Below are 5,608 nucleotides of genomic sequence, written 5' to 3' on the forward strand. Positions count from 1 at the left end.
ACATCCACCTGCTGACCGACATGATCGCCTGCCCCGGTGGCGACTTCTGCTCGCTGGCCAATGCGCGCTCCATCCCGATCGCCGAAGCCATCACCGAGCGCTACCAGGACATGGACGAGCTGCACGACCTGGGCGAGATTGACCTGCACATCAGCGGCTGCATCAACTCCTGCGGCCATCATCACAGCGGCCACATCGGCATCCTGGGTGTGGACAAGGATGGCCTGGAGTGGTACCAGGTCTCGCTGGGCGGCTCCGATGGTTCCACGCTGAGCGGTGCCTCGGTGCCCGGCAAGGTGGTCGGCCCTTCGTTTACCGGCGCCGAAGTGCCCGAAGTCATTGAAGCGGTGCTGGACACCTATCGCCAGCTGCGCGAGGACGGCGAAACGTTCATTGCGACTTTCCGTCGCGTCGGCATTGAACCGTACAAGGCCGCCGCCAAGGCTGCGCGCTTTGCCCCCAACACCGTCGCGCACTGAAAGGACTGACCATGAAATTACTGCCTTTCAGCGAACAAAGCGGCGCGGAACAGCCCGGTACCCTGGTCCTTGCGAACGACGCCGATCCCTTCGAGGTCTCACTCGACGGCATCTCTCGCATTGACCTGAACTTCCCGAAGTTCACCGACGGCCGCGCCTACAGCCAGGCCTTCCTGCTGCGCCGCCGCCGCGAATTCAAGGGTGAAATCCGCGCCACCGGCGACGTACTGGTGGACCAGCTGGCGCAGATGGAGCGCAGCGGTTTTGACACCGCCGTGCTGCGCGCCGACCAGGACATGGCCGTGGCCCAGCGCGTGCTGGCGTCCTACCCCGGTTACAGCGCAGGCAAATACCAGGGCGACGCGGTGGACGTGCAACCCCACTTCAAGGAGGCGGCTTGCGCCTGAACACCATGAGCCTCGACCTTGCAAAGATCAACGCAGAACTCGGCCACAACGCACAGGGCCTGGTGGGCTGGGCCGTGGGACTGGGCCGGCCCGCCATCGTCACCACCAATTTCCGTCCCTTCGAGGCGGTGATACTGCACATGGTGACGCGCGCCAATTCCCGCGTTCCCGTGGTCTGGATGGACAACGGCTACAACACCGAGGCCACCTACCGCTTTGCCGACGAAGTGACCAGGCTGCTCAAGCTGGACCTGCATATTTACCTGCCGCGCCGCTCCCGTGCACACCGCGAGGCGGTGGAGGGTCCGACCCCGGCGCTGGACGATCCACGCCATGCGGCCTTCACTGAGGAGGTGAAACTCGAGCCCTTTGCCCGCGCTCTGCGTGAAACCGCGCCCCAGGTCTGGTTCACGGCCTTGCGCGCCACCGACACCGCGGTACGCGCCCAGATGGATCCGGTCAGCGTCAACCCCGACGGCCTGATCAAGGTCGCGCCGCTCCTGCACTGGTCGTCCAAGGACCTTTACCAGTACTGTGAGATCAACGGCCTGCCCAACAACTTTGACTATGTGGACCCCACCAAGGGCGAAGACAACCGCGAATGCGGCCTGCACCTTGCGCACTGACTGACCTATGAACGCCCGCACCCCATCCCACCTGCTGCCAGCCGACCCGGCGACCTCCATCGCGCGGCTGTCCAACTCCCACCTCGACGCGCTGGAAGAAGAAACCATCTTCATCCTGCGTGAAGTCGCCGCCGCCTTTGAGCGCCCGGCCCTGCTGTTTTCGGGCGGCAAGGATTCGTTGGTGATGCTCAAGTGCGCCGAGAAAGCGTTCGGCGTGGGTCGCATTCCCTACCCGCTTCTGATGATCGACACCGGTCACAACTTCCATGAAGTGACCGACTTTCGCGACCTGCGCGCCAAAGAGCTGGGCGCCGAACTGATCGTGCGCAATGTCGAAGACTCGATGAAACGCGGCACCGTGCGGCTGGCACACCCGGGCGAATCGCGCAATGTGCACCAGTCGGTCACGCTGCTGGAGGCGATTGACGAATTCCGCTTTGACGCGCTGATTGGCGGCGCGCGCCGCGACGAGGAAAAAGCGCGCGCCAAAGAGCGCATCTTTTCGCACCGCGACAGCTTCGGCCAGTGGCAGCCCAAAGCCCAGCGCCCCGAACTCTGGACGCTGTTCAACACGCGTCTGCAGCCTGGCGAGCACTTTCGCGTTTTCCCGATCTCCAACTGGACCGAACTCGACGTGTGGCAGTACATCGAGCGCGAAAAGATTGCCCTGCCATCGCTCTACTACGCGCACCAGCGCAAGGTGGTTGAGCGCAAGGGCCTGCTGGTGCCGGTGACGGAGCTCACGCCCGCGCGCGACGGCGAACAGGTGGTGGAAAAGACCGTGCGTTTTCGCACCGTCGGCGACATCACCTGCACCTGCCCGGTGGACAGCCCGGCCGCCACGGCGGCCGAGATCGTGATTGAAACGCTGGCCGCCGACGTGAGCGAGCGCGGCGCCACGCGCATGGACGACAAGACCTCCGACGCCTCCATGGAAAAGCGCAAGAAAGACGGGTATTTTTAGTTCTCCCCCGGGCAGGCTTCGCCTGCTCCCCCCAGGGGGCGGCGCCTGCGGACCGGCACAGCCGGACCCGCGGCCCCCACTGATAAAGACCTTGCCACCATTTTTGAGACTGAGATGACTACAAGTACCCACACTACTGATTTGATAGCTGGTGGCGCACAGCCAGAAACGGTTGCAGGCCAAAACGACCTGAAACCTGCGTTGAAGTTCATCACCTGCGGTTCGGTCGACGACGGCAAAAGCACCCTGATCGGCCGCCTGCTGGTGGACAGCAAGGCCGTGCTGCAGGACCATCTGGCCGGCGTGCAGCGCCAGGGTGAAACCGACCTGGCATTGCTGACGGACGGCCTTTCAGCCGAGCGCGAACAGGGCATCACCATTGACGTGGCCTACCGCTATTTCGCCACTGAAAGCCGCAAATTCATCATTGGCGATGCCCCAGGGCATGAGCAATACACCCGCAACATGGTGACGGCCGCCTCCAGTGCCGACGCCGCCGTCGTGCTGGTGGATGCGACCAAGCTCGACTGGAAAAACCCTGCGCTGGAGCTGCTGCAGCAAACCCGCCGCCATTCGCTGTTGGTCAACCTGCTGCGTGTGCCGTCCATCGTGTTCGCCGTGAACAAGCTCGACGCCGTGGAAGACCCGACGCTGGCTTTCAGGAACATTGAAGCAGCGCTGGCAGCATTCGCCCGGGCCGGGAAAATCCCGGTGAAAGCGACTGTGCCCGTGTCCGCCCTCAAAGGCTTTAACGTGGTGGATGCCCAACCCGGCTGGTGCGGTTATGAAGGCTTGTCGCTGCTGCAGTTGCTGGAACACCTGCCCGTTACGCCCGCCGAGACCACCGAAGCCTTTGCCTTCCCGGTGCAATGGGTTGAAAAGTTTTCATCTTCATCCGATACCTCTCAAGGACGGCGCGTCTTCTGGGGCCGCGTTGCCTCGGGCGGCGTACAGCCGGGCCAGAGCGTGACCATACTCCCCAGCGGCAAGACGGCCGTGGTGGCGCAGGTGCTGGACCATGCCCGCCAGCCCAAGGCCATCCTGGCCGGCCACAGTGCAGGCATCGTGCTGGACCGGGAAGTCGATGTGTCGCGCGGCGACTGGCTGCTGGCCACTGATACCTTTGAGCCCTCGCGGGAGATCTCGGCCACCGTGGCCTGGATGGACGATGAGCCGCTGGTCGCCGGACGCGTCTACTGGGCGCTGCATGGCCACCGCTGGGTCAAGGCCAAGGTCAAACGCATCGTTCACAAGCTCGACGTCAACACCCTCGCCGAGGAAGACGCCAGCGAGCTTCCGCCCAATGCCATCGGCCACATCGAGCTGAGCCTGCAGGAGCCGCTGGCCACCCTGCCCTATGCCCGGTCGCGCATGCTGGGCTCGCTGGTCCTGGTGGACACCGCCTCGAACAAGACTTCAGGTGCCGTGCTGATCCTTTGACCAGGATCAAGCCCCGCGCCCTCAACGACTTAACCCTGCTCACGGAATCCTCTTAAAATTGAGGGTTTCCACCGATTAGCCCCAAATAACATGACTCACATCGTCTCCGAATCGTGCATCCGCTGCAAATACACCGACTGTGTGGATGTCTGCCCCGTGGATTGCTTCCGGGAAGGCCCCAACATGCTGGTGATCGATCCGGACGAATGCATCGACTGCGCCGTCTGCATCCCCGAGTGCCCGGTCAATGCCATCTACGCCGAGGAAGACGTGCCGTCAGGTGTTTGAGCTCGGCCTGCTTGAGATCAAGGCCCATGTGATCGACTCGCTGGCCTACCCGGGCGGCCAGTGCATTGAGCTTTACCCCGACAAGCCGATTTACGACATTCCGGCCGTGCCCGTGTGCACCGGCAAGGAGCTGACCGACAACCTGCTCAAGCAGATCGAACCCTTTGGCGCGACCTTTCATTTCGGCCAGGAAGTCAGCGTGGTTGAAAAGCAGCAGGACGGCCGCTTCTTTGTCGAAACGTCAAAAGGCACGCGCTTCCTGACCAAAACCATTTTCATCGCAGCCGGTGTGGGTGCCTTCCAGCCCAAGCTGCTGCGCGTGGACGGCCTGGAGAAATTTGACGAAAGCCAGCTGTTTTACCGCGTGAAGAGCCCCGCCGACTTTGCCGGCAAGAACCTGGTGATTGTGGGCGGCGGCGATTCCGCGCTTGACTGGACGCTGAACTTTGTCGCCGAGGGCCCGAACAAGGCCGAGAGCGTGATCCTGATCCACCGCCGCGACGGCTTCCAGGCGGCGCCTGCCAGCGTGGCCAAAATGCGCGAGCTTTGCGACGCCTACGAGATGCAGTTCATCGTGGGCCAGATCACCGGCTACGAAGAAAAAGACGGCAAGCTGACCGGCGCCAAGGTCACCGGCTCCGACGGCGTGACGCGTGTCGTCCCGCTGGACGTGCTGCTGGTGTTCTTCGGCCTGTCACCCAAGCTCGGACCGATCGCCAACTGGGGCCTGGACATCGAGCGCAAGCAGCTCAAGGTAGACACCGAGAAGTTTTCCACCAATGTTCCGGGCATTTTTGCAGTCGGCGACATCAACACCTACCCCGGCAAGAAGAAGCTGATCCTCAGCGGCTTCCATGAGTGCGCGCTGGCAGCTTTTGGCGCGGCTCCCTTGATCTTCCCGGACAAGAAGATCCACCTGCAATACACCACGACCAGCCCGAAACTGCACAAGGTGCTGGGCGTTGAATCGCCGGTGTTTGACGACTGAGCCGAACTGGCTCGCTCCACCTGAAAGCCCGCCGCGTGCGGGCTTTTTGTTGCCTGTACGGCTTACGCAATAGGCCCGCCCCGGAATCACCCTACAATTTGGCTGGCGTCTGCATAGGCGCTTTCGCTGGGAGTGTTGCTGCAATTCGTCGCGCGAATTGCGGTGGCTGAGAAAGTCCCTTTGAACCTGATTTGAGGTAATCCTCGCGCAGGGAAGCATGTTCCGGATGCCCGCTGTTCTTTCGGGCTTCAAGCAGGCCGACCTGGCATCGATGATCGGAACTGCTGATGACCACGACTTCTACTTCTGCCGCCGCCGGCAACACCGCGCTTGCGCCATTGCCCTCCAGTGACCGCCTGTTCGGCTGGAGCGACCATGCTGCGCTCTGGCTCAGCCTCGGGGTGGGCCTGCTGGTC

Annotated in this window: 4 protein-coding genes and 3 pseudogenes; all 7 read left to right on the forward strand. The window is 62.8% G+C overall.

Going from position 1 to position 5,608, the window contains the following annotated elements:
- Positions 1 to 479: pseudogene (locus tag AC1DWI_RS15190) on the forward strand (nitrite reductase); the annotation flags it as partial.
- Positions 480 to 490: 11 nt separating this feature from the next.
- Positions 491 to 886: a DUF934 domain-containing protein gene (locus AC1DWI_RS15195; protein WP_477670833.1), complete on the forward strand. Its 396-nt coding sequence runs from the start codon at positions 491 to 493 to the stop codon at positions 884 to 886.
- Between the two features lie 5 nt (positions 887 to 891).
- The gene (locus AC1DWI_RS15200; RefSeq protein ID WP_477670834.1) at positions 892 to 1,512 is read left to right on the forward strand and encodes a phosphoadenosine phosphosulfate reductase domain-containing protein; all 621 of its coding nucleotides are present in this window, start codon (positions 892 to 894) and stop codon (positions 1,510 to 1,512) included.
- A 7-nt stretch (positions 1,513 to 1,519) separates the two neighbouring features.
- On the forward strand, positions 1,520 to 2,476 hold the full coding sequence (gene cysD, locus AC1DWI_RS15205; protein ID WP_477651623.1) for a sulfate adenylyltransferase subunit CysD: 957 nt from the start codon (positions 1,520 to 1,522) through the stop codon (positions 2,474 to 2,476).
- Between the two features lie 114 nt (positions 2,477 to 2,590).
- Positions 2,591 to 3,916: a sulfate adenylyltransferase subunit 1 gene (locus tag AC1DWI_RS15210; RefSeq protein ID WP_477670835.1), complete on the forward strand. Its 1,326-nt coding sequence runs from the start codon at positions 2,591 to 2,593 to the stop codon at positions 3,914 to 3,916.
- 90 nt (positions 3,917 to 4,006) lie between these two features.
- A pseudogene (locus tag AC1DWI_RS15215) lies at positions 4,007 to 4,195 on the forward strand (indolepyruvate ferredoxin oxidoreductase subunit alpha); the annotation flags it as partial.
- A pseudogene (locus tag AC1DWI_RS15220) lies at positions 4,194 to 5,192 on the forward strand (NAD(P)/FAD-dependent oxidoreductase); the annotation flags it as partial. The pseudogenes AC1DWI_RS15215 and AC1DWI_RS15220, both read left to right, overlap by 2 nt.
- Positions 5,193 to 5,608 lie beyond the last annotated feature (416 nt).

The organism is Polaromonas sp. P3_C2 (assembly GCF_056402675.1).